The organism is Sphingobacterium puteale (assembly GCF_050986225.1).
Classification (GTDB): Bacteria; Bacteroidota; Bacteroidia; order Sphingobacteriales; family Sphingobacteriaceae; genus Sphingobacterium; species Sphingobacterium puteale.
In genome coordinates this window covers 3,379,825-3,401,896 of record NZ_CP158959.1, presented here as the reverse complement: position 1 = coordinate 3,401,896, position 22,072 = coordinate 3,379,825, and the positions used below count along the sequence as shown (strand labels likewise).

Below are 22,072 nucleotides of genomic sequence, written 5' to 3'. Positions count from 1 at the left end.
GTGGCGTTTTTGTTTTTAGTCCTATAAAATACACTCTGGGAGCAGGTTTACCCCAAAAGGTCAGAATCCCTTCCTCTGCAACATAATAGAACGAAAATTAGTATCATTTTTAGCGGTGAAATTAATTAATGTTGCAAATTTGTACCGTGGTTAGGTTTTTAATACTGGACTTGCAAATAAAATCGGCAGTGCTAGTTAAGCAGCTTTTTTAATTTTTTGCTCTTTGTTATTAAATTGCTCAATTGTAAGATTTCCCAATGTGGAGTGACGACGTTCTCGATTATACCAGATTTCTATGTATTCGAATAGTTCTGCTTTCATCTGATCCCTGGTAATCAACTTATTACCGTAAATCTGCTCGGATTTTAGCGTTTTGAAGAAGCTTTCTGCTACTGCATTATCCCAGCAATTACCTTTTCTACTCATACTTCTTGTTATGATTTTATAGGAATCTAACGTGTTACTAAATTTTTCACATGCATATTGTACGCCACGGTCCGAATGAAAAATTAGACCAGGAGACAGTTTACGGTGCTTAATTGCCATTTTCCAAGCTGCCAATGAAGTTTCTTCAGTTTTCATCCCATCACTGATACTCCAACCAATACATTTGCGGTCATATAAATCCAGAATGGTGGTTAGATATAAAAAACCTTCTTTGGTATGGATGTAAGTAATATCAGATACCCAGACTTTTGAAGGCTCTGAAGCTTTGAAATTTCGGTCTAATACATTGTCCATTATTTTATGTGCGTGTTTTGAATCGGTTGTAGCTTTAAATTTCTTGCCTATTTTACTCCGTAGCCCCATATTTTTCATATACTTAGCGACTGTATTTCTAGAAACTTTAATTCCATCATCCAACAGCTCCGCAGTTATTCTAGGACTGCCATACCGTTGTTTCTTATCGAAATAAATAGCCTTTATCTTGTCCTCCAGATTGCTACATTTCCTGCTTTTTGTCTGTTGGGACCGTTTTTGCCAAGCATAATAGCTTCTAGATCCAACGCCCATAACTTTACACATCTTTTCAATCGAATATAGCCCCTGATGTTGCTTGATAAAACTATATATTACCGATCGCTCTTGGAAAAGATGCCTATGGCCTTTTTTAGTATTTCTAGTTCCAGTTCTGAGTCTTTAAGTTTTTTTTCCAAGAAACTAATCCGCTCTTGTTCTGGCGTTTGCTTCATATTTCCATTCCCAGGGAAACTTCCTGATCCAAACTCTTCTGACTCTTTACGCCACTTATATAATTGGGCAGCAGAGATTCCCAACTCACGAGCTAGCTCAGAAAGATTTTTCCTGTTTTTACTTAATTCAACTGCTCGCTCTTTAAAAATGCGATCGTACTTTTTACGGACTTTAATCATTATTTCAAAATTAAGATATTTTATTGTTCTTAACTTGATCTGCCGACTAAGTTAGCAACTCCATTCATTATACAATAAAAAAATCACAATCATCTTTAGTTGCCGGATAACTAAAGCTATTTATATAATCATAATCTAATCCGGGCTTTATCCTATCTAATTCCTCTTTAGTTATTTTTTTCGAGATCAATACGAGAAAAGAACCGAATGCATCATAAATGATCTTCGCATAATCTTCGGGTGATGTATCATTATCTATTAGCTTGGAAACGACACCAATCGAGGAAAATTTAAGGTTACCTTGTGTATTAAATTTCGGCTCTGGCCTAAATTTGTTTACTTCTGTATTAAAAGGAGAATCTGTGAAAAATTTATGCTGCTCCGGATCAAATTTCACTAAATCCAAGGTTAGCCTGTAATTATACTTATTATCAGCCATTATTTTCTTTGGAACCAATATTTCCTCGTATATATACTGCCAAATATATGCCCTGACTTTGGCATTGATTTTTGGTGAATGTGGAAGGCATTCTTCTTCAACTATCGTTCTTATTACTACTTCGCTCATTATCTATTCTTTTACTTTACATCGGCATTTTTTTGGTTTGTACATGTAGAAATTACAGAAATTTAATATCCTCAAATTTACCTCTGTCCAACAGGAATCCAGTTCTTGCATCAATTCGAATCCCTCCCTTTCCGCCGAACGAAGACAACTGTAAAAAGCTGCTCTTTTGCATTTGAAGGCACTTTTCTCTTTTTCATTTTGTATAAATCTTGATTAAATATACGACTTTTGGCAGAGTTCTGACAGAACATTTTAGCACACAATATTAATATATTATCTTGCATATTAATTAATTACGACTGTTTTACATGACTCATTCCAGTTTTAAAAAAATGAGCGTTAAACTGATGCATGTTAACCAGCCACTTCTTTATAAATGTTTTTATTATATGTATCCATAAATTTAGGAAGCCATTGGATAAAAAGCCCCAGTCAATATTGGTGCTTTCAAAGAACTGAAAGATATGGATAAAATCAGTTGATTAAACGGACTGTTTACACCGGAACTTTTGTGTTAAACGAATATGAACCCGTTGCATATTTTGCATTTGAACTTTTCAACAATATATTTTTGAACTTCTCACGAATTAATAATAAAGTTAATTGGCTCAATTTTGCACTATAACTTTTAATATTTAAAATATGAGCAAAAGAATTTTGATTACGGGAGCTGCTAGCGGTTTTGGAAAAATCGTCGCTTTTGATTTAGCAAAAAAAGGACATCAGATAATTGCTACGACGCAAATTTATCCGCAGATGAGCGACTTGATAAGAGAAGCTAAAGAGCAAAAAGTGGAAATGATTGTAGATAAGTTGGATGTAACAAACGCGACAGACATCGCTTACATTACTCAAAAATACGACATCGATATTTTGATCAGCAATGCTGGAATTATGGAAGGAGGCCCAATTGCAGAGCAACCCATAGAATTAATTCGTTCGATGTTCGACGTAAATGTTTTTGGTGGATTGCAATTGGCACAAGGTTTCATCAAGAAATTTATTAACGAGAAAAGAGCTGGTAAAATTGTATTCACAACCTCGATGGGCGAATTATGGACTGTACCTTACGTCGCCGCTTATTGTGCTTCCAAACATGCGATGGGTTCGATAGCGGAAGGTTTGAGAACAGAATTAGCTGCTTTCAACATCAAAATAGCAACGTGTAACCCCGGTATTTTTGGAACTGGTTTCAACGACCGGGGTGTAGATACCATTTCTCGTTGGTACAGTCCTGAAACCAATTTTACTCCTTTATCCGCATTCGATGGTACTGCGGAAGCCTTGGCAAATCAGTTAGACCCGCAATCAATGGCAGAATGTATAGTTGATGTAGCTTTGGATGAAAATTCAAACTTTAGAAATGTACATCCGAAAGAAACAGAGGATTTTGTAAAACAATTGCAAGTAGAGGCATGGACAGCAAAAAGCTAGAAAAATGAATATTACCTATAACGAAGCAATAGAAGCATTAAATGCTTCCGTAGAACAAGCGAGGGCACTAAAGGTTCCGGTAAGCATTGCAGTAGTAGATACTGGTGGACATCTGGTTACTTTTGCAAGACTGGATAGTGTTTTTGGTGTAATAGAATTTGCTGTAAGAAAAGCCAAAACCGCTGTCATGTTTGGTGTCGATAGTGACATTATGGGGACAATCGTCTCTGGAGCCGATATCCATGGAAACGGAATGTTGAATTCCAATGGCGGGCTTCTAACCATCGCAGGAGGCGTCGTGATAAAAAATAAAGATGGAAATATCATTGGAGCAATTGCATCTTCAGGTGGTTCGCCAGAACAGGATAAAGAAATTGCACTTGCGGGAGCTTCTAAGCTCAATTAAAATTTAATATAATTGTAGTATGGAAGCAAAGCGTGAAATCATTTTTGATAAGTTGGTCTACTCCTGTGTTTTTGAAAAGCACAGAGGCAATGAAGAGTTTATTCCCGAACATTTTTTAGGATATCAATTATCAGGAGAAACACACGCTTTTCACGCTGATGGAAATACAATAATTCCTGAAAATTCAATTGTATTGGTCCGGAAAAACCAATTAATAAGAACGATAAAATATCCTTCTAAATCTGGGAAATATCAATTTTTGTCGATTACGTTGGACAAGGAAACATTGCGACAATATGCCTTAGAGAACAAAATTGTAGTTGACAAAAAATACATGGGCAAACCAAAATTATTTTTTGAACCAGATGATTTTCTGTATAATTATTTCATTTCATTAGCTCCATATATCAATAAGGAAAAAGAAGCAACACCCAGTTTGTCAAATTTAAAAATCAGGGAAGCGATCGAATTATTACTTCAATGCAACCCTGATTTCAAACAAATTTTATTCGATTTTTCAGAACCATACAAAATGGATTTAGAAGAATTTATGAATCAAAATTATATGTTCAATGTATCGATAGCATCTTTCGCAAAACTTACGGGGAGAAGCCTTTCAGGATTTAAGCGAGATTTTACTAAAACCTTTGAAACGACACCGAAACAGTGGTTACTAGCGAAGCGTTTAGATGAAGCTTATTATTTGATCAAGTACAAAAAACAGAAACCAACAGATTTCTATCTGGACTTAGGTTTTGAAAACTTATCACACTTTTATTATACTTACAAACAAAAGTTTGGTATAACCACTACTGAAACGTAACACCTGATAGTGATTTGGGACGTTTAATTAATTGCAAACTCTTTTACTTTGGTAATAATCAATATAGCCCCAGTCCCTTAAATGTGAATCGTACCACGGTTCTTCCCTGTAGAGAGAATAACACCCATCGAGATATTTGCCAAGGGCTCCCTCTGCTTTGCGAATAGGAAGATCGATAATTTTTTGCAAAACAACGAACGGTTTGTAATCGTTGGTACTTATCCAAAGTTACTTATGCAAACAAAGTGGAAAGTAAGTAGAGCCCTTATTTGAATTTTACATACCTATTCTCTACACCTTCATACAGAATCGTTAATGTATCATTCTTCACAGAATATGTCCCCTCTGTCTCGTCTTTGGTTTCATTTTCCACGGTGACTAATTTATTATTGCGAACTCGATAAGTGAATTCTATCTTATTCTGCATTTTATTTTCTCCTAGATACTGAATAAATTTTCCATCTTCTGTAAATTCAAGAATAATCTTTTCGACAGGGTCGCCTGTTCCTGTTTCCTTCAGCAAGCCTTTCCACTTGCCGATGAGCTTAGCATCTTGCTGCATCTGCGAATTACAAGCCATAGGTAAGCACCAGGCTAAAATAAGTAATATCTGCTTCATCTTAATTTTATCGTTTTCAAAATCATATATACACCCTACAGCTGATCTCAATCAGGCGTATTTTGGGCTCTTTTTATTTACCTTTCCTGCCCATGGTTTACCACCTGATCCGGAGCCTAAGTTTAGCAGTTATTTATTCCTGACCTCCTCTATTCGTTGAGGGGTCGAACGATTGGGCGTTGCTGTCTTCATTGATTTTTTGTGCTGCTGCCATAGAAACAACCAAATCATTCAACATGGAGCTTGCCGCCGTTGGTGAGTTGGGCAACAACACCAAATTGCTCCGGCTATTGGCTCCAATGGCATTCAACGTGTCATAATGTTGAGTAACCACGATTAGAGCAGAGGCTTCCTGAGCGTTGATATTAGCAGCATTCAGCATTTTTACCGATTCCTCCAATCCTTTGGCAATCTCTCTCCGTTGGTCTGCTATCCCCTGCCCCTGAAGTTTTTTGGATTCTGCCTCGGCCTTCGCCACAGCAACAATTCGTATTCTTTGCGCTTCAGATTCATACTCCGCAGCCGTTTTTTCACGTTCTGCAGCGTTAATCCTGTTCATGGCGTGTTTTACCTGTTCATCGGGATCAATATCTGTCACTAAAGCTTTGATAATATTATAACCATAACTTTGCATGGCCTCCTGTAATTCACTTTTTACAGCGTTTGCAATATCATCTTTTCGTACAAAGACATCATCTAATTTTGTTTTCGGGACTTCCGCACGCACAACATCAAAAACATAAGATGTAATCTGGTTTTCAGGATTTTCCAGCCGATAATAGGCGTCTTTTACATTTTCTCTGATTACTTGATACTGAACAGAAACTTTTATCTTTATGAAAACATTATCCAACGTTTTGGTATCGATGATGACGTCCAATTGCTGTATTCTGAGATTCAGACGTTTGGCAATCTGATCCAAAAAAGGAATTTTCAAATGCAAACCGGCGTGGCTTACTTTCAAAAACTTGCCTAATCGTTCGACCACAGCTGCAGTTTCTTGTTTTACCGTAAAAAAAGATGCAAATAATGTGACAAGTCCAAAAAAGACCAAAACTCCTAAAAATATCATAACTTAAATTTTATTGATGATACACAAATTTACGTCTTTACATCGTCATTACTATAGTAATTCCCATATTTTTCAGCAAGAATCGATCGCTCAACTACTTTCCATTTGGGATATAAACAGTAAATCTTTTATTGACTTAATCAAAATTGGGAAACAGGAAGAATTATTGGTATCACTACCGATTAAGAATTCAAAAAAGTTTTTGGCAAAGAGGCTTTAACAGCCACTAACAGTTATAACTTCATGGATAGTGCCAAAAGTAATACTTAATATGTAGTGGAATAGCCATATTCTTTCATTGATGAAAAGTATCGAGAATTCAACAGAGAAGCATGGCGGAATTAGCGTCCGGTTCAACTTAAGGAAGCCAGGGACTGATTTAAGGGTCATAAGATTAGACCCAAATTATCAGTTAAATGATTTACGAAATTCCCTAGGAGAAATATTGGTCTTGGCTTTAAACAGTTTATTGAATGACTGTGAATGTTCAAAGCCCAGTTCATAAGCGATCTCACCTATGGTAAGGTCAGTTGTGGAAAGCCGCTCTTTAGCTTTTTCGATCACTTTCTCGTGGATGATCTGCTGGGTGGTTTGTCCTGTCACCGACTTGAGCAGCCCCCGCATATATTGTGTTGACATGTTTAGTTTCTCAGATAGCAGCCGTACCGTGGGCAATCCATTCTCCATAGTCAGTTTTCCTTCAAAATACTCATTAAGAAAGATCTCCAGCTTTTCCAAAAACTGATGGCTAGCTTTTTTACGCGTGATAAACTGACGTTGATAGAAACGCTGGGAATAATTAAATAGAGTCTCCAATTGAGAAATGATAATATTTTGGCTGAACGGGTCAATATTGCTCTGATATTCCTGCTTGATATTTTCGATGATATGCAGTATTTTTATTTCCTCTTCTTCTGATAGGAATAGCGCTTCATTAACCGAATAATCAAAAAATTCATATCTTTTGATCGAAGTGGAAAGCGATGTGTTCCAAAGAAAGTCCGGATGGATCATTAACATCCATCCGGAAGGATTCTTTCCTTGTTCTTCACGTATAACACTTAATACCTGATGTGGTGCCATAAAAAACATCACACCTTCGTCAAAATCATAATCTTTCTGCCCATACCTGTACTTGTGGTCCATATTCCGTTTTACCGAAATCATATAAAAATCAAACAACAGACTTTGTTTTCCTACCTTAGTGTGCTCGGTCATATCGTCAAAATTGATCACGCTAATCAGTGGGTGCTTCGGTGCCGGCAATCCACGCAGCTTATGAAATTCGGAAATGGTCTTCAACCTTATCGGTTTGTTATCTGACATGATTTTACGAATTTTAATTTATACAAGTACAAAAATACAAATTATTGATGCTCAGAAAAGTAATACGAACCTTTTAAATCTTCCAGTAAAGTTGGATGAACCGGGTTCCAGCCCAACGCTTTCCTCGTCTGCACACTGGAGCTTAGATTGTCCAGCTTTGCAAAATGTGTAAACCAGGAGAAGTGCTGTTCAGCATCTTGAGGGCTTAAGGAAGCTAAAGGTATACGGAGACGTTCAGCAAGTTCGGCGGCCACCTTTTTAAGCTGAATGCCCTCTTCAGCCACAGCATGATATCTGGTTCCTTTTTCAAAAGATTTTTCTAGCGCCAAACGGTAAAGCTTTGCGGCATCCAAACGGTGAACAGCCGGCCAGTGGTTAATTCCATCGTTGATGACGGCTGACACCCCCTTTTCCTTTGCTATTTTGATAAACAATGGAACAAAACCTATCTTATCGCCTTCACCATGTACAGCAGGAGATAATCTAATAACCGCAACATTTACGCCTCTAGCAACTTGATCGTCCGCTGCATTTTCGGTAGCAATCCTTGGATGTGGATGATTTACGCTGCGGTCTTTCTCCGTAGTAATTCCATCTTTTGAAAACAATGCAGTACCAGAAGTGATAAGAAAAGGCTTTTCGGTGCCAATCAGAGCATCTCCAATTGCTCGGATTACTTCAACATCTAACATACACATCTCATTAAAACGCCCAAAATCGTGGACAAAACCCAGATGGATAACAGCATCGGAGAGTCTGGCTCCTGACTTTAAGCTTTCAAAATCTGTCAGGTCGCCACGGTGGGCTCTCGCTCCTACCTCAACCAATTTCTTTACTGATTCTTCTGATCTTGCCAGTCCCAGAACCTCGTGTCCGGCTTCCAATAATTCCTGCACCACAGCTGTTCCTACGAAACCTGTAGCACCTGTAACAAATACTTTCATGTCGAGTTTTATTTATGAAGCAAAGTTCTGGCTTGACGAGCTGATAAATGTAGCCAGAAATGAATTTGTTGTAGCCGAAACTGAAATGAGGTAATCACGGAACTAGCTGATCAATATTCCAAGATGATCCCGGTAAAATAAAATCTATTGGACTATACTATTTGAATAATAACGGCATGGCAAATTACGTTGATGGCTAAACCTCAAAAAAACTGTTCCAGTTCATTTCTGTGGTCCTCACCCCATCTCGCCGTTACCTCAATGACGGGTATAAGGCTTTCACCTAACTGGGTAAGTTCATATTCTACTTTTTGCGGAAGCTCGTCGTAAACCTTTTTGCTAATTAACTTATGTTCTATCAATTGATTGAGCTGTACATCCAGTACTCGTCTTGAAGCACCGACGATTTTCCGCTGAAGTTCACCGGGACGTCTAATCCCTGAATGTATTGCCCAGAGTAGATTTATTTTCCACTTTCCCTGAACCACCAGTAGGAAAAGATGTAAACCACAATCTAAATTAACTGGAAGCTTTTTTTCGTACATAGCTGATACATATTAACAAGCTTTAACTTGTGTATAGATAAATTTATCCGTAATTGATATAGCCAATTTTGGCCATTAACTTTGTTGCAAAGTAAATATAAAAATATGAAATACAAGTTATTTGGATCAGAAACGGGACTCTATGCAAGTGAAATAATATTGGGTGCCGCCAATTTTGGAACAAGAAAAGGCTATGGAGCAGATCCGCAGGAATCAGAAAAAATATTAAAAGCTTACGCAAAAGCCGGCGGTAATTTTATTGATATATCAGATGTTTATCAATTCGGAGAGGCAGAAGAAATAGTCGGCAGCTTCATAAAGGGACAGCGAACGAATTTTATTATCTGTTCAAAATATACCCGAAGCAGCGAACCCAAACCTGCCATCAGCAATTTTGGAAATAACCGCAAATCCATGCGCCAGGCTGTTGAACAGAGCCTGAAAAGGTTGAAGACAGACTACATTGATATTTATATGCCTCATTACGATGACGGAGTGACTCCTTTGGAAGAAATAGCCATGGGGCTACAGGACCTGATCAGAGAAGGAAAAATATTGTATGCAGGTCTGACGAATTTTCCAGCATGGAAAGCAGCGGCTATCACAGCTTCAACAAAACTTACTGCATTACAAATTGAGTATAATTTATTGCAGCGTACAGCAGACCGGGAACTGATCCCGATGGCAAAGGAATTTGGTCTTGGCGTGATGATGTATTCTCCGCTGGCTGGCGGACTGCTAACCGCTAAATATAGAAACGGAGAAGCGGGGCGCATCACGCATACGACTGCTGCTAACTATACAGAAGACGAAAAAACCAAACTTATTATTAATGTACTGTTATCAATTGCGAAAAGATACAATGCTACTCCTGGGCAAATTGCGTTTGCGTGGAATCTATCAAAGGAGGGGTTCCCACTACTGGGAACCCGAAATATCAATCAATTTGAGCAAAATATTAAAACTGCTGAAATCAATCTGACAACTGATGAATTGAGCGAACTAGATGCAGTAAGCGCAATTAGCCTAGGATATCCGCACGATCTCCTGAACACTGTGAGAGGTTGATTTAAGAGCTTGAACGGATCGTAAAAATATCTCCATTGTCCAGTTCATAAACGCTACCGTTTGATTCTATTCCAACAATATAACTATGGGACACAAATACTTTTGGCCACCAAAAGAAGGTCATCCCGATCTCTTCTTTCTTATTCTTTCTTTTGTTGATCTCTCAAAATCAATTACTCAACCCCCTTAAATGACATAATAACTCCAGAATATTTATCGTGGCCTTCACCAATATATGATAAATCTATGCCTGTTAAGTTTTTATTGCTGGCAGCTTCTTTAAACAAAGGATAATTCATTTTTTCGATTTGGTCATTCCAGTCTGCATCGGATATGGGCTTAATGGATTCTAAATCTTTCATTTCAAACATAGCGCGATCTGACATTTTTTTAGAACGTTGTACAAAAATAGTATCGCCTTCTATTTTTATAATTTTGACCCAACCAGCTGGCAATCCTTGGATGTTATTTCCTTCTGCATCAGTAAAAAAACTGGCGCCGTAAAGTTGTCCTGTTTGCAATTGTTGTGCTGCTTTAACAAGATTTTCTTTTTCGTTGCGGTATTTTTTTCCATCTGAATTGAGTTTAATACCGTAGACGATAGATCCAACAATTGCTATTGAAGCAATAATCAAATATCCCTTCCAGAGTTTGAAATATGGAATTTTTAGTGTCTTCTTAAATGCTTTTACCTCTTCTTTTATTTCAGGTGAATAGTTTCTAGCGTGAATAACCTGTCCTTGCTGATTCACTAACCGAGACATTTTTACTAGGCCACCTCCGACTGGAAACCCTAAAAATTTGGTCGCAGGTGTAATGATATGAAGATTGAAACGCTGCGGTTTCGGGTCATTTTTTAAAGTCGCAATGATATCTTTGCTTCCTAAAACATATTCGTAACGCGTATAAATGAAAAGCATAAATTGAAGAAATTATAAATTTTAAAGCGACAAACTTATGATTTTTTTTCACATGTAACAATCCTGTGCCAATTAACTACCTAATAAAGAATCAAATAAATTTAATTGTCACCTAACTGATTTAAGCATCATACTGTCTTTCAAAAATATACTTAATACCAACAGAAAAACGAGCCACTACGAGGATTGATATTCGATCGTATAGTTACCTCCAATTCATTGTGCATATCATCCAGTTCATGAAGCTTTTCGGCAGCAGAACACGCAGAAAAGATGGGGTGGCTATTTATCAAGATATAAGAATTTTGTACATTTGAGCTTAGTCAGTTCATAAGTTTGATTATGCAGATACTTCCCCCTAAGATTTTATTTCCTTACATCAAACACTATCTTTTTTTAGAAAGTAGCGTTGATCAACATAAAAAACTACGTTTATTTTCAGACGGCAATACTGGGATGGTATTTCTTTTAGATCAAGGTTTTCTTTCCGTGAATCAAAGCCAACATCTACCCCATTCATTTTTATATGGCCAGATAAGTCATTTTCGAGACCTAGCTCTCAACAAGCAAACTTCCTTTATTATTATTGTATTCCAGCCCGATGGCCTTCATAAGCTACTTGGGATTTCGGCTCATGAATTAAAAGACCAGATTGTTCTTACTCAAGATGTGTTTGGAAAACCAGCTGTAACTTTATATGAAAACCTTGGTTATTTAAAAAAGACAGATGAGAAAGTCCACGCGTTAAATACATTTTTTTATAATTTGGTCGTTCAAAACAAAAGCTCAAGCCAGCAGGTACTTCCTGCTGTTTTACAATACATAAACCGTCAAAAAGGGTTGGTAACTGTTGAGCAGATGGCCAATTATAGTGGTTATACAGAACGGCATATGGAAAGAATATTTTCCCAACAGGTTGGAATGAGTCCAAAAAAATTTGTTAATATCATACAGCTTCACTCCTTTTTGAAATTGCTTCGCAATAAACCAGCTGAAAAGGATTTGACTTCAATCTGTTATGAAGGTGGATATTTCGATCAGTCTCATCTCATTAGAGCCTTTAAAAAATATACGGGTATAACACCTTCTGAATATTTGAACAACACAACAAAACTGGCCATAAATTTTATGGAATTTAAAGATAGGCCTGAGCCTATGTCGGGTTTGTACAATTTTATTTAAAGCCCGCCAAATAACTTTGTCTATATATAATTCACAGTACTATGGACAAATTAAAAATTGCAACTGCACAATTTGAGCATAAAAGTGCGGACAAAGCTTATAACCTGGCTATTATTGAACAACTTGCAAGGGAGGCTGCGAGTCAGGGAGCCGAAGTAATTGCCTTTCACGAATGCTCGGTCACCGGTTATACCTTTGCAAGAAATTTGGATAAGCAGCAGATGCTGGCTATTGCCGAACTCGTTCCTGATGGCGATAGTACCCAAAAACTGATCGCAATAGCAGCTAAATATAACATTATCATTTTTGCCGGATTGTTTGAAAAGGATGAAAATGACAATTTATTTAAACCTTATATCTGTGTTGACAAAAATGGTCTTATCGCGAAACATCGCAAGTTACATCCCTTTATTAATCCGCATTTGAACCCAGGTCAAAAGTATACGGTTTTTGAAATTAAGGGTTGGAAATGCGGTATTTTGATTTGTTATGACAACAATGTCATTGAAAATGTGCGAGCAACAAAATTGTTGGGTGCCGATATTATCTTTATGCCCCACGTCACCATGTGTACACCTTCATCCAGACCCGGAGCAGGTTTTGTTGATCCCCAGCTCTGGCTAAACCGAGAAAACGATCCAACCAATTTGCGCTTAGAATTTGACGGAATGAAAGGACGAAGCTGGCTAATGAAATGGCTGCCGGCACGCGCTTATGACAATGCCGTATATGTAGTCTTCTCAAACCCTATTGGTATGGATGATGATCAGTTAAAAAATGGCTGTTCCATGGTTTTAGATCCATTCGGGGATATTTTGGCCGAATGCCGAACATTTGAAAATAGTTTTGTCACAGCAACAATAACACCCGAGAAATTGATACAAGCAGGTGGACATCGCTATATCAATGCCAGACGACCTGATCTCTATCGAGATATTATTGGCAGGCAACATGAATCAACCCAAAAAGTCATTTGGTTAAATTCAGACAAAAGCTGATTTCCAATCAATAATTTTAATACAAATCCCAACCCTTAATTATGCGTTGGGATTGCTGTAAATTTTAGTCAGATTCGTAAATTTTGCATTGCATAACATTTCTTGCCATAAGAAAACTCTGATGGCAAGAAATGTCTCTAATTTGCTTCTGTCAATAATATGGGCGACTGACCTTTTGAAGATCGCTCCTAGATACCGTTAGTAATGTTCTAAAAATGTGGATTATGAAAAGACTTATTGTTCAGGAATTTATATCTGTAGATGGTTTTTATGCCGATAGACAAAAAACCACAGTTTTTTTTGATGGCACCTATAATATGGTCGGAGATGAATTAATACCTTATCAGGAGAAACTTATAGAAAGTATTGATTTTATTCTTCTTGGCAAGGAAACATACAAAATGTTTACGAACTATTGGCCAGATGCTGGCGGCGAGAATAGCAAGGTTGCCTCCGCTATGAACAGGATTCCAAAAATAGTTTTTTCCAGCTCATTAAAAGAAGTACATTGGGGTAACTGCGAAAATATTTCCCTGGTTGCAGAAGACGCCGTCAACTTCGTTAAATCTTTTAAGCTGAACGAAGAAAAAAACATAATTATATGGGGCAGTATTTCACTTGTAAAGTCACTATTAAGTGCCGGTCTCATTGATGAAATTCAGCTGGTGATTGTTCCTGTGTCTATTCGAAAAGGGGATTCTCTTTTCCCGGAAGATTTTAATCTTTTCCATTTAGAACTAGCTGATCATAAAGTATTATCAAATGGCGTGGTATTATTAAAGTATAACCCACTCAAAAAGTAGTCATCCTATATAATTTTGCAGATTAAAAACCAGCTAGAAGTTTTAAGACAAGACAAGTAAGGACAGGAACTATTACCAATTGCATTAAACAACTGTATGCAGATAGAATAATTTTCGAAATTATTAGATCATTCAGGTATTGATATCACTACAGAATATATGATCAAGTCACATCGAATAAAAATCCGTAAAGCTCACCGTGTTTATTTATTTTTGTTTGCTGAATTTTATTTGTTGATATCAATCTAAAAAGTGTAATGGAAGAGAAATTAAATAAAGAAGAAAAACGCAGTGTAGAAATTACCAAGCAATATTTCGACTTTTTAGACAAACACATTGATGACGTGATTAATGGTAACGCATCAGAATTTATGGAGTTGAACCAGATAGCTCGTGAGCTTGCTGTATCACATAATCATCTTACAGATACCATTCACAAAGAAAAAGGTAATCACCCTTGTCATTTTTATGATGCTAAAATTATAGACAAAGCAAAAGAACTATTGGCCAATAGCGATGTTTCTATCGCTAAAATTGCGATGACATTAACATACGATGCTTCAAATTTTTCCAAGTTTTTTAAAAAATGGACAAGTGAAACACCAGGTAGTTTTAGAAAGAGAATAAAGAAAAAGTAAAAGTTCCGTAAAGTTCACCATAATATACCTATTTGCATTTCAGAACTTTGTTGAAACAAAAAAATTAAATTATGGCAAGAAACGATGTAAACGGAAAAGTAGTATTAATTGCAGGTGGTGCAAAAAACTTAGGTGGCTTATTGAGCCGTGATTTTGCAGCTAAAGGGGCAAAATTAGTTATTCATTATAACAGCGAGAGTACAAAAACCGATGCTGAAAAAACATTGGTAGATGTGCAAGCTGCAGGAGCCGAAGCCATTTTGGTGCAAGGTGACCTTACCGATGTAACAAACATAACCAAGCTGTTTGATGAAGCTTTGGCAAAATTCGGAGGAATTGATATTGCTATCAATACCGTTGGAAAGGTTTTGAAAAAACCTTTTGTAGATACTACAGAAGAAGAATACGACAGTATGAGTGAGATCAATTCGAAAGTAGCTTATTTCTTTATTCAGGAAGCAGGTAAAAAACTGAATGATAACGGGAAAATTTGTACTATAGTAACTTCATTGTTGGCAGCATACACAGGTTTTTATTCTACCTATGAAGGAATGAAAGCGCCTGTAGAACATTTTACCAGGGCAGCTTCCAAAGAATTTGGAGATCGTGGAATTTCTGTAACTGCGGTTGCTCCCGGACCAATGGATACTCCGTTTTTCTATGGGCAAGAAAGCGAAGAAGCGGTTGCTTATCACAAATCGGCTTCAGCATTAGGTGGTTTAACAGATATTAAAGATATTGCACCGTTAGTAGAGTTTTTAGTAACCGATGGTTGGTGGATTACAGGTCAAACCATTTTTGCAAATGGTGGCTATACGACAAGATAGTAATCCTAAAACAATGACAAAGGCAAATTGTTTGTACTGTTAATTAACGATGCTCAATCAGAAAATATGGATTTATCAAAAATTACAAACGAAAAAGTTAAACAGGCTTTGGAAATGTGGCAAGATGGAGATAGCAAAACATTTATATCTTTCTTCATTGCTAATCCCAAGTTGACTGATGATGGCAGTTCTCGTGATTTTTCAAATTTCGTAAAAGAGGCTTGCGGACACGAACGTTTTACAAGCATTGATAAGGTTGAAAATAATGGGTTGGATATCTATGGAAATTTTCATACAGAAAGCTGGGGCGATTTCAAAACCTACTTTAAATTTCATCAAAATACAGAAGGAAAATTTGAACGATTGGATATTGGACAGGCAATTTATTAATGGATAAATATACGAAATTATTACAATCATTTTCACAATTCTCAGCCCAATCTGTACCACAGTATTGGGCTGATTTGGGTTGTGGCAGTGGTGTTTTTACAGAAGCTTTGGCAAACATGTTGCCTTCGCAAAGCAGTATTATTGGTATCGACAAAACACTGTATACGCTTAATGAGAAAATGGGCAATCAAATCAACGTGATTTTCAAAAAAGCCGATTTTGTTTCGGATGATTTACCAATTACAACTTTAGACGGCATACTTATGGCAAACACCTTACATTTCGTAAAGGATAAAGGAAATCTTATCACTAAACTAGAAAAGTATTTTGCATCTACACCACGATTTATAATAGTTGAATATGAACAAAGCATTGCTAACCGATGGGTACCCAATCCGATAGCCTTTTTAGAATTAAAGAGATTATTTATTAAATTAGGTTATAACAATATTACAAAAATGGCTGAACTAAAATCTGCTTATGGGGGAATGATGTATGCCTGCTTTTGTGAAAAAACACCGTTTTAATCCCATGACATAGTTCGAGTTACACTCCCAAATGAGATAATACCAATTGGAGCAGTAAAGCAAAGGCATTAATATACTAGGCTACCGTCATGACTTTTGTACGTTCGGTCTTTTTTATCGGTTACGTATCAAGTCCCGCCTGCTTTGGAATTGTCAATGCCAGTCCAAAGCCAAACAAAATAGTTCAGCGTATTAGGGTATTTTTCACTTAGAACTTCCGCTTGGTTTACCAGTATGATCTTGTTGCCTTCGCTTTAGCCTATAAAGTCCGAGCAGTAAACGATCATAACAAAGCGCAATCAGCAAAGCGGTTACAGGCAACAGTAAGGTCTTTCTCCCCAGCCAACCGTATATAAATGCACCTATAATACCACCAAAGAAAAAGCCTCCAATGATGATAATTTTAAGGAGAATGCCTCGTCGTAAACGCTTGCGTTCATTTGTTTTCTTATAGAAAATTACCTGCGACAATTCAATTCCTAAATCCGTAAACAAGCCAGTTAAATGTGTTGTGCGAACGACGGAGCCAGATATCTTTGTTACTAGCGCATTTTGCAATCCCATAGCGAGCAAAAGCGTGCAGGACAGCCAGACAGAACTATTGGCACCGGGGAAATTAAAAAACGAAACAAATGTAAGCAGCATAATTTCAATACTGATGGGTACACTATATGAAAAATGTGCTCTTCCCCTTGATGTGAGTTCCATTGCCGTGTTGGCGACAAATGCCCCTAACAAAAAGGAAATTACATAGAGTATGCTGAGCAGGGCAAAAAGGTAGTGATTGAGGTAAAGCTCTTCCGAAAAAAAAGCAAAGTGACCTGTAACATTTGTTGTTAGTGTTTTGAAGGAAAGTACTCCTACTATATTTACTACTCCAGCTACAATGGATAATAATGCAGCTAACTGCACATTATGGATATAATTTCGTCCTTTATCACGATGCCTAAACATAATGCTGTTTTCACCTTATATATTTTATGAAACTATCTCTTGCAACTGTATGAGAAACAGGCCCAAATTTACCTTTTTTATTGACGAAATGCAATAAAAGAATGCTCGCATATCTCAATAGCTACGGAGCCAGGACATTGTTCCGGATGTAAAAGCAATGCCATTTGTTAAAAAATAACTGCTCAATACACGATAATTTTATACTTTTGTCTGTCTTCCAACAATAATCTAATTTAGTCAGAAAAAGCGCTATGCAATTTAATTTCAGCTTTAGTACCAGTCCTTTTAAGACCCTGATCGCATTCCACAAGATTATCCCCACTTTGGAAGAGACAGCATTGTCTGAAGTCGATTTTCAGGCTAGTTATGCGCGCTCGTTGCTGGAAGAGATCAAAAAATATCCGGAACTTACCGAAGGTATTGAAAAAGTAGCCGATTTACAACGCTATGAGTCTGTGATTAAGGTTTTGTTGGCGGATCTATTCCCGTATTCATTGACAAAAAACGAAATTAAGGCCATTACGATCCCCTTTCATCTGCACACCTTTAATCATACTGAGCGGTTGGCAAAGATCCTCAGCGATGCCGGCGACCATTACACCTTCAGCTTCCGGGATGTCTCCGAAGACAGCTATTATATATTAAATTGTTGCGTCATCATCAGTATGTACTATGGTATTCCCGTTGATGCGATGGATGCGCCCATCTTCCTGGACATCCCCGACAAAAATAATATCATGCACCATTATCGGGTACTGTTCAACGCAGACTTTATGGATATTATTCCCACTGAGCGGGCAGTACCCCTTTCGCAGGAAGATATCATCGAACTGATTGATAATTTTTCGGATATTGCCCTGTGGAAATCCAAATTCCCCGAAAACAGTTGGATCTTGAAAGGTTTTTCGATTATGACCCTCTTTGATGCAACAACTGAAAATGCTGTATCCAGCTTCAAGAGTAACCTGTTGCGCGATGATGCCAAAGTGCAATTGGATGAAATTCAGGAAATATTCCGGTCTATCTACAAAATAGCTGACCTGCGCATTGGATTGACCTCTTTTGAAAAAGTACGGGAAGAGTACAATCTTCGGATTGTAGAAAAACAGCTATACAGCCACCTGTTATATGATTCGACCATAGCTGAATGCCAAGAAATGCTGTGCAATGAAACCCTAGAAAGCATGCTGACTAAGGAAGAACTGTTGGTGGTACCTGATATCGATAAGTTATCCGTTGCAGACCCCAAAAAATCATTCTTTATCAACAAGCTCAAACAGCAGCAGGTGAAGAGTTTTATATTTGCCCCACTTATCCAGGAGGACAAGGTTCTAGGTATCCTGGAAATGTCTTCGTCCAAAATCCGTGCGCTGAATTCGGTCAATGCCAATAAGCTCAACTTCATCTTACCCTTTATCAAAGACAAGGTCTCTAAAGCATTTTCCGAAACCGAAAACCAGATTGAGGCAGTTATCCAAAGAGAATATACCTCTATTCATCCGAGTGTCAAATGGCGGTTTCAGGAGGAGGCTATACATTATCTCAATAACAGGGCTTTTGGAAAAGATTATAGTCTTCAGGAAATAGTATTTGAAAACGTCTATCCGCTTTATGGGCAGATTGATGTTCAAGGTTCCTCCGAATCCCGGAATCACGCGATAAAGGAGGATTTGATCCATCAGACAACTGATCTTATTGCACTTTTCACCAAGATAAATCAGACGCACAAACTGCCTTTGTTTGAACAAAAAGTCTTTGATCTCCAACGTAATCTTGCGGCACTTAACCTCTCATTGTCAACCGATACCGAACAGACCATGCTGGATCAGATGAATATGGATATGCATCCTATTCTCGAGAATTTTAGAAAAAACAATAAAGATAGCCTGGTTCTTGCTGATATCAATGCCTATTTCGACCGTATAAATCTCGGTATAGGTGGTTTCTACGAGGCCCGTCGTGATTATGACGACTCCATCACTCTGATCAATAAAAAGCTGGTGACTATTCTCGATGAAAAACAACTGGAAGCACAAGAATACTTTCCTCATTATTACGAGCGCTACAAAACAGATGGTATCGAGCATAACATGTACATAGGAGCGTCCATTGCACCGGACAAAAACTTTGAACTCTATTACCTCAAAAATTTACGCTTATGGCAACTGCAGGTCATGTGTGAAATGGAAAGTCAGTTTAGAGTGCTCCAGCCTGAACTACCACATCAGCTGGAGGTTACCTCGCTAATTCTCGTCTTTGCAACTCCGATCTCCATCCGTTTCAAAATGGACGAAAAACAGTTTGATATCGACGGGTCCTACAATGTACGCTATGAGATCGCAAAAAAACGTATCGACAAAGCGAAGATCAAAGGATCAACAGAACGCATTACCCAAAAGGGGAAATTGGTGGTTGTCTATTCGCATCTACACGAAGAGACAGAATACTTGGGTTATATCAATTTACTTCAGCACAAAGGCTTATTGCAGGATGATATCGAGAAATTTGACGTCGAAGATCTACAGGGGCTGATCGGCCTGAAAGCGATCCGGGTGGGATTTAAGGCGTTCTAGCGACGACATTGGCAAAGACATCCAGCAAAGACGGCTATGATAACATCCCCGCTCCCCGGAGCGCAATAGTGTGTCCATATACGTTGGCCCAATGTAAATTCGCCAGATTATTCCCCGTAAAAAACTAACTGACTGCGCTCACTTTCTATACTATTGCTGTCGACTGAGGTGACAAAATAGTAATACATATTATCTTTTTTAATCTCCGCATCCAGATATTCAAATTGACTTCCTGGTATTGTCTTCACCAATTCCGGATCAGCTTTGCCGGCACTCCGGTAGATATTGTAAGCCTTCATCGCTGTTGCACTTCGATCCCACTGAATAAGCAACTTGGAATCATCGACCATATATAACCGAATTTTTAAAGGAGCTAAGGGCTTATCAACTACTTTTTCAACCTGGATCGCACTACTCAGCGCACTTGTTCTGGCCGAATCAATCACCACTTGTATCGCATAATCATAAGAACCGGCTTGGCTTAAAGTATCCACAAATTCATTGGTTTCCACCTTTGCAAATACGCTTGTGGGGAATGAAATTTCGTCTTTTGACTTCCGATAGACCTGATAATAATTGACGCCGTTTAAGATTTTTTCCATATCGTACCAAGTGATGGAAACCCTTTCCCTGTCCAACCAGAGATAACGCAATTGTCTTGGGGCGGCGATCTCCATTTTAGCTCCTTTGGGGATGGACAGTTTTACGACTTCAGACAAGGGGCTCAGTGATTGCGTATGCGAGACGGCCGCAATCGCATAGTAGCTGATCACATCGCCGATCGTGGCCGAGCTATCTTGATAGTGATAAGATTGTTGCTCCGCATGATAGGGAATAAAATTGCTGATTTGGCTCAGTTTTCCGTTTGCATCAAAACTTCGGTAAATATAAAAGCCGGCCACATTAATACTGTCCATATGCTGCCAGTCCAGCGCTGGCAAATTTTCCTGCATATAGGCATGAACACGGGTCGGCGGCAAGATATTGACGATGCCTGTCGCAATCCCCGAAACCCGTGCCGTCGGAAAGGAAACACCAGATTCGCCCTGCATGACCAATTGATAATAATAACTTTTTCCAGCGCGAACGGACTGGTCAATATAGCTTGTATCTGTCACAGGAACAGTAGCCAGCAGTTGATAGTTTGTATCGTAATTATCGCTCCGGTACAAGAGAATATTCTGTAAGGCATAGCGTTGCTCCAGAGGCTCCCAATAGATCTTAATCCCACCATCGATCGCTGCCGTTCGGACATTGAACCCTCTATTGATGTTTCGGAAGCCACCGACCTGCAAACTAACGGTATCCGAACTTGTGCCCAGATTGCCAAAAAGATCCTTGCCGATCAGACAATACTCATATCGCACAGATTGCAATGCAGTCGTATCCTGCAGGTAGTAAATAATCGAATCATTTTGGCTATTGCCACTGATACCCCGCGTGCTGTACACCGGTCTAAACTCAGAACCCGAGCCCCGCACTCGCCTATACACGTCAAACAGTGGTGCGGCCTGGCCAATTGCAGATCTAAAACGGAGAATCGGAAACGCCTCACCTGGATCAACCTCAATACTTTTGATCGCTGAGAAATCCACTTTGGGTAGACGATAGGTCATATTGGCATTATATTCACTGCCATCTACAGCGACAATTTTATAACTATAATCTTTACCCAATACTGCAGTGGTATCGATAAGTCCCAGACCAAATCCGATTCGGATCTGGGGAATTTGCAAGCTCAGGTATTGCTGTTGTTTCAGGGGATCCTCCCAGGCTTGCCATAAACTTTGCGCCAAACTATCGGATAGGCTCCCCGATTCTGGAAAAATAAACAGCAGCTCTTTTATCCGTTGCTGTACAGAGGCTATGGATTGGAGGGCGACAATGTGCCTGATCAGCGCAAACTCGTCCTCCCCGGATCCTTTACGGAGCACAACATAGCCCTTCTTGGCCATTTCCAGGTCATTGACATCAATATAAATTCCCTTTGGTGTGCCAATCATTGTCACTTTTGCCTGCTGCGGATACAGCGGAATGCTTAAAAGCAATAACCAAAGAAGCCATACAATACGTTTCATAATT

The 22,072-nt window shown here is 38.3% G+C and carries 23 protein-coding genes; 12 read left to right on the top strand and 11 right to left on the bottom strand.

The features are described 5' to 3' along the window. Nucleotides 1–195: 195 nt before the first annotated feature. From ABTV71_RS14440 to ABTV71_RS14430, 3 genes are all read right to left on the bottom strand, one after another. A complete protein-coding gene (locus ABTV71_RS14440; protein WP_433903699.1) occupies nucleotides 196–1,062 on the bottom strand; it encodes an IS3 family transposase in 867 nt (288 codons plus the stop codon). Between the two features lie 11 nt (nucleotides 1,063–1,073). Next, the gene (locus ABTV71_RS14435) at nucleotides 1,074–1,373 is read right to left on the bottom strand and encodes a transposase (RefSeq protein ID WP_070566721.1); all 300 of its coding nucleotides are present in this window, start codon (nucleotides 1,371–1,373) and stop codon (nucleotides 1,074–1,076) included. Nucleotides 1,374–1,440: 67 nt separating this feature from the next. Next, nucleotides 1,441–1,941: a hypothetical protein gene (locus ABTV71_RS14430; RefSeq protein ID WP_147430346.1), complete on the bottom strand. Its 501-nt coding sequence runs from the start codon at nucleotides 1,939–1,941 to the stop codon at nucleotides 1,441–1,443. Nucleotides 1,942–2,583: 642 nt separating this feature from the next. Here ABTV71_RS14430 and ABTV71_RS14425 point away from each other — a divergent pair. The 3 genes from ABTV71_RS14425 to ABTV71_RS14415 are packed head-to-tail and all read left to right on the top strand — an operon-like array spanning nucleotide 2,584 to nucleotide 4,604. Continuing rightward, nucleotides 2,584–3,375, top strand: coding sequence for an SDR family oxidoreductase (locus ABTV71_RS14425; protein WP_121123399.1), 792 nt, complete (start codon nucleotides 2,584–2,586; stop codon nucleotides 3,373–3,375). Nucleotides 3,376–3,379: 4 nt separating this feature from the next. Beyond that, nucleotides 3,380–3,781: a GlcG/HbpS family heme-binding protein gene (locus tag ABTV71_RS14420; RefSeq protein ID WP_121123397.1), complete on the top strand. Its 402-nt coding sequence runs from the start codon at nucleotides 3,380–3,382 to the stop codon at nucleotides 3,779–3,781. Nucleotides 3,782–3,800: 19 nt separating this feature from the next. Continuing rightward, nucleotides 3,801–4,604, top strand: coding sequence for a helix-turn-helix domain-containing protein (locus ABTV71_RS14415; protein ID WP_433903686.1), 804 nt, complete (start codon nucleotides 3,801–3,803; stop codon nucleotides 4,602–4,604). Between the two features lie 265 nt (nucleotides 4,605–4,869). Here the strand turns inward: ABTV71_RS14415 and ABTV71_RS14410 are convergent, their stop codons facing one another. The 5 genes from ABTV71_RS14410 to ABTV71_RS14390 form a co-directional block, all read right to left on the bottom strand. Next, nucleotides 4,870–5,223: a hypothetical protein gene (locus ABTV71_RS14410; protein WP_433903685.1), complete on the bottom strand. Its 354-nt coding sequence runs from the start codon at nucleotides 5,221–5,223 to the stop codon at nucleotides 4,870–4,872. A 133-nt stretch (nucleotides 5,224–5,356) separates the two neighbouring features. Then, on the bottom strand, nucleotides 5,357–6,295 hold the full coding sequence (locus ABTV71_RS14405) for an SPFH domain-containing protein (protein ID WP_433903684.1): 939 nt from the start codon (nucleotides 6,293–6,295) through the stop codon (nucleotides 5,357–5,359). Between the two features lie 408 nt (nucleotides 6,296–6,703). Next, nucleotides 6,704–7,621, bottom strand: coding sequence for a helix-turn-helix domain-containing protein (locus tag ABTV71_RS14400; RefSeq protein WP_433903683.1), 918 nt, complete (start codon nucleotides 7,619–7,621; stop codon nucleotides 6,704–6,706). Nucleotides 7,622–7,662: 41 nt separating this feature from the next. Further along, nucleotides 7,663–8,565, bottom strand: a complete 903-nt coding sequence (locus ABTV71_RS14395) for an SDR family oxidoreductase (RefSeq protein WP_433903682.1) — start codon at nucleotides 8,563–8,565, stop codon at nucleotides 7,663–7,665. 203 nt (nucleotides 8,566–8,768) lie between these two features. After that, nucleotides 8,769–9,110: a winged helix-turn-helix transcriptional regulator gene (locus ABTV71_RS14390; RefSeq protein WP_121123384.1), complete on the bottom strand. Its 342-nt coding sequence runs from the start codon at nucleotides 9,108–9,110 to the stop codon at nucleotides 8,769–8,771. Between the two features lie 105 nt (nucleotides 9,111–9,215). On the opposite strand from ABTV71_RS14390, the gene ABTV71_RS14385 reads away from it, so the two are divergent. After that, complete coding sequence (locus tag ABTV71_RS14385; RefSeq protein ID WP_433903681.1) at nucleotides 9,216–10,178, top strand: aldo/keto reductase; 963 nt, start codon at nucleotides 9,216–9,218, stop codon at nucleotides 10,176–10,178. 173 nt (nucleotides 10,179–10,351) lie between these two features. Here ABTV71_RS14385 and ABTV71_RS14380 read toward each other — a convergent pair whose 3' ends face one another. Continuing rightward, nucleotides 10,352–11,098, bottom strand: a complete 747-nt coding sequence (locus tag ABTV71_RS14380; protein ID WP_433903680.1) for a hypothetical protein — start codon at nucleotides 11,096–11,098, stop codon at nucleotides 10,352–10,354. A 342-nt stretch (nucleotides 11,099–11,440) separates the two neighbouring features. Between ABTV71_RS14380 and ABTV71_RS14375 the strand changes: the two genes are divergently transcribed. The 7 genes from ABTV71_RS14375 (at nucleotide 11,441) to ABTV71_RS14345 (ending at nucleotide 16,463) form a co-directional block, all read left to right on the top strand. Continuing rightward, nucleotides 11,441–12,280: a DUF6597 domain-containing transcriptional factor gene (locus tag ABTV71_RS14375; RefSeq protein WP_433903679.1), complete on the top strand. Its 840-nt coding sequence runs from the start codon at nucleotides 11,441–11,443 to the stop codon at nucleotides 12,278–12,280. Between the two features lie 41 nt (nucleotides 12,281–12,321). Next, entirely contained in the window at nucleotides 12,322–13,278 is a 957-nt protein-coding gene (locus ABTV71_RS14370; protein WP_433903678.1) for a nitrilase family protein, read from the top strand. Between the two features lie 224 nt (nucleotides 13,279–13,502). After that, on the top strand, nucleotides 13,503–14,081 hold the full coding sequence (locus tag ABTV71_RS14365) for a dihydrofolate reductase family protein (RefSeq protein ID WP_433903677.1): 579 nt from the start codon (nucleotides 13,503–13,505) through the stop codon (nucleotides 14,079–14,081). A gap of 257 nt (nucleotides 14,082–14,338) precedes the next feature. Next, nucleotides 14,339–14,719 carry a helix-turn-helix domain-containing protein gene (locus tag ABTV71_RS14360; RefSeq protein ID WP_121123372.1) on the top strand — a complete coding sequence of 127 codons (381 nt, stop codon included), beginning with the start codon at nucleotides 14,339–14,341 and terminating at the stop codon, nucleotides 14,717–14,719. A 71-nt stretch (nucleotides 14,720–14,790) separates the two neighbouring features. After that, a complete protein-coding gene (locus tag ABTV71_RS14355; protein WP_433903676.1) occupies nucleotides 14,791–15,546 on the top strand; it encodes an SDR family oxidoreductase in 756 nt (251 codons plus the stop codon). Nucleotides 15,547–15,612: 66 nt separating this feature from the next. After that, nucleotides 15,613–15,936 carry a hypothetical protein gene (locus tag ABTV71_RS14350; protein ID WP_121123368.1) on the top strand — a complete coding sequence of 108 codons (324 nt, stop codon included), beginning with the start codon at nucleotides 15,613–15,615 and terminating at the stop codon, nucleotides 15,934–15,936. After that, complete coding sequence (locus tag ABTV71_RS14345) at nucleotides 15,936–16,463, top strand: class I SAM-dependent methyltransferase (RefSeq protein ID WP_433903675.1); 528 nt, start codon at nucleotides 15,936–15,938, stop codon at nucleotides 16,461–16,463. Before ABTV71_RS14350 ends, ABTV71_RS14345 begins: the two co-directional genes overlap by 1 nt. Before the next feature lie 204 nt (nucleotides 16,464–16,667). Here ABTV71_RS14345 and ABTV71_RS14340 read toward each other — a convergent pair whose 3' ends face one another. Next, entirely contained in the window at nucleotides 16,668–17,417 is a 750-nt protein-coding gene (locus ABTV71_RS14340; RefSeq protein WP_433903674.1) for a YoaK family protein, read from the bottom strand. Nucleotides 17,418–17,668: 251 nt separating this feature from the next. Between ABTV71_RS14340 and ABTV71_RS14335 the strand changes: the two genes are divergently transcribed. Next, a complete protein-coding gene (locus ABTV71_RS14335) occupies nucleotides 17,669–19,990 on the top strand; it encodes a GAF domain-containing protein (protein WP_433903673.1) in 2,322 nt (773 codons plus the stop codon). A 107-nt stretch (nucleotides 19,991–20,097) separates the two neighbouring features. Here ABTV71_RS14335 and ABTV71_RS14330 read toward each other — a convergent pair whose 3' ends face one another. Continuing rightward, complete coding sequence (locus tag ABTV71_RS14330) at nucleotides 20,098–22,068, bottom strand: hypothetical protein (RefSeq protein ID WP_433903672.1); 1,971 nt, start codon at nucleotides 22,066–22,068, stop codon at nucleotides 20,098–20,100. Between the last annotated feature and the right edge of the window lie 4 nt (nucleotides 22,069–22,072).

Bases quoted from the DNA above. Each gene is read 5' to 3' on its own strand.
- ABTV71_RS14360 (WP_121123372.1), top strand. From the start codon at position 14,339: ATGGAAGAGAAATTAAATAAAGAAGAAAAACGCAGTGTAGAAATTACC.
- ABTV71_RS14335 (WP_433903673.1), top strand. From the start codon at position 17,669: ATGCAATTTAATTTCAGCTTTAGTACCAGTCCTTTTAAGACCCTGATC.
- ABTV71_RS14395 (WP_433903682.1), bottom strand. From the start codon at position 8,565: ATGAAAGTATTTGTTACAGGTGCTACAGGTTTCGTAGGAACAGCTGTG.
- ABTV71_RS14355 (WP_433903676.1), top strand. From the start codon at position 14,791: ATGGCAAGAAACGATGTAAACGGAAAAGTAGTATTAATTGCAGGTGGT.
- ABTV71_RS14420 (WP_121123397.1), top strand. From the start codon at position 3,380: ATGAATATTACCTATAACGAAGCAATAGAAGCATTAAATGCTTCCGTA.
- ABTV71_RS14400 (WP_433903683.1), bottom strand. From the start codon at position 7,621: ATGTCAGATAACAAACCGATAAGGTTGAAGACCATTTCCGAATTTCAT.
- ABTV71_RS14350 (WP_121123368.1), top strand. From the start codon at position 15,613: ATGGATTTATCAAAAATTACAAACGAAAAAGTTAAACAGGCTTTGGAA.
- ABTV71_RS14425 (WP_121123399.1), top strand. From the start codon at position 2,584: ATGAGCAAAAGAATTTTGATTACGGGAGCTGCTAGCGGTTTTGGAAAA.
- ABTV71_RS14435 (WP_070566721.1), bottom strand. From the start codon at position 1,373: ATGATTAAAGTCCGTAAAAAGTACGATCGCATTTTTAAAGAGCGAGCA.
- ABTV71_RS14385 (WP_433903681.1), top strand. From the start codon at position 9,216: ATGAAATACAAGTTATTTGGATCAGAAACGGGACTCTATGCAAGTGAA.
- ABTV71_RS14345 (WP_433903675.1), top strand. From the start codon at position 15,936: ATGGATAAATATACGAAATTATTACAATCATTTTCACAATTCTCAGCC.
- ABTV71_RS14415 (WP_433903686.1), top strand. From the start codon at position 3,801: ATGGAAGCAAAGCGTGAAATCATTTTTGATAAGTTGGTCTACTCCTGT.
- ABTV71_RS14340 (WP_433903674.1), bottom strand. From the start codon at position 17,417: ATGTTTAGGCATCGTGATAAAGGACGAAATTATATCCATAATGTGCAG.
- ABTV71_RS14380 (WP_433903680.1), bottom strand. From the start codon at position 11,098: ATGCTTTTCATTTATACGCGTTACGAATATGTTTTAGGAAGCAAAGAT.
- ABTV71_RS14330 (WP_433903672.1), bottom strand. From the start codon at position 22,068: ATGAAACGTATTGTATGGCTTCTTTGGTTATTGCTTTTAAGCATTCCG.
- ABTV71_RS14410 (WP_433903685.1), bottom strand. From the start codon at position 5,223: ATGAAGCAGATATTACTTATTTTAGCCTGGTGCTTACCTATGGCTTGT.
- ABTV71_RS14365 (WP_433903677.1), top strand. From the start codon at position 13,503: ATGAAAAGACTTATTGTTCAGGAATTTATATCTGTAGATGGTTTTTAT.
- ABTV71_RS14405 (WP_433903684.1), bottom strand. From the start codon at position 6,295: ATGATATTTTTAGGAGTTTTGGTCTTTTTTGGACTTGTCACATTATTT.
- ABTV71_RS14370 (WP_433903678.1), top strand. From the start codon at position 12,322: ATGGACAAATTAAAAATTGCAACTGCACAATTTGAGCATAAAAGTGCG.
- ABTV71_RS14375 (WP_433903679.1), top strand. From the start codon at position 11,441: ATGCAGATACTTCCCCCTAAGATTTTATTTCCTTACATCAAACACTAT.
- ABTV71_RS14430 (WP_147430346.1), bottom strand. From the start codon at position 1,941: ATGAGCGAAGTAGTAATAAGAACGATAGTTGAAGAAGAATGCCTTCCA.
- ABTV71_RS14390 (WP_121123384.1), bottom strand. From the start codon at position 9,110: ATGTACGAAAAAAAGCTTCCAGTTAATTTAGATTGTGGTTTACATCTT.